The sequence below is a fragment of the Bradyrhizobium sp. AS23.2 genome, from assembly GCF_001908185.1.
Classification (GTDB): Bacteria; Pseudomonadota; Alphaproteobacteria; order Rhizobiales; family Xanthobacteraceae; genus Bradyrhizobium.
This window is the reverse complement of sequence record NZ_LGHM01000366.1, coordinates 1-861: the sequence shown is the minus strand read 5'-3', so window position 1 is coordinate 861 and position 861 is coordinate 1. Positions and strand designations below refer to the sequence as shown.

The following is an 861-nucleotide window of genomic DNA, read 5'->3' as shown; positions in this document are numbered from 1 at the left end:
TGCCGTTTATCCTTCGGAAGCTTCGCCCATTGGCGAATGATCTTCCGGCGGGCTTCGCGTTGCTTTTCCCTTACGTCAGGCATCGGGACGCTCCTTGAAGAGGATTATTCCGGTCGACCTAGTATTGTTTGGGCTCACTAGAACTTCAACGTCCAATCAAGAACTCTTAGCCCCTCTGATCGTGCAGCGCTATACACGGGAGCTAGTCTCATATTGGCTTTGCAGGCCCGCCGCCCTAGAATTGCGGCGATCGCAGGACGGGCGAAATGCAGTATGTTTGCGACGCGCCGAAGGGCAAGACCTGGTTCCGTATCGAGACGGAAGGTGAAGCGATGCATGAGTCGCGCCTGATGGGCCACACAGTTGAGAAATATTTCCGCCGCGAGCGGGAGAAGGCAGTCCAGTCCTGGCGTCCGGAGCGGCCCAACGCGATCGAGCGCGACATCGGCCTCGAGGCCCATGTACGGCGAGAGATGCCGGGTTTCGTCACGCTGTGCGACAGGGAGGGCAATGCACTAACTACAGCGATGCTGCCACCGGGTGGCAAGGATCGCGGCGGGTTCCGGATCATCATCGTTGCCGCATCCAATGCCGATCCTTATCCTCAGCAGGACGCGGCCATCGCTGCACTGGGAGCGCATTTCGGTCTCACACTCGATCGCAACCGCTGCTTCCCCTACGGCCGCTAAGGAGCCTGACAAGTATCGCCGCTTGATTGGAGCGATGTCGGCTCATGGACCCAAGCGGCGGTTGGTGGATGTCTGCTATTCCGCCGCTGTTAAGGGATAAGCAGACATCCGTCGAACGGATCGAAAATGACGCGAGTGACCCGCAATAGACCTTTGCGATCACTTCTCTTGG

Annotated in this window: 1 protein-coding gene; it reads left to right on the top strand. The window is 58.4% G+C overall.

The window, feature by feature from the left end; genetic code table 11:
• Nucleotides 1-266: 266 nt before the first annotated feature.
• Nucleotides 267-689 carry a hypothetical protein gene (locus AC630_RS42175; protein ID WP_074124334.1) on the top strand — a complete coding sequence of 141 codons (423 nt, stop codon included), beginning with the start codon at nucleotides 267-269 and terminating at the stop codon, nucleotides 687-689.
• The last annotated feature ends 172 nt before the right edge of the window (nucleotides 690-861 follow it).

What these genes read in the sequence shown, in the direction of transcription:
- AC630_RS42175 (WP_074124334.1), top strand. Translation starts at nt 267, where the DNA reads ATGCAGTATGTTTGCGACGCGCCGAAGGGCAAGACCTGGTTCCGTATC.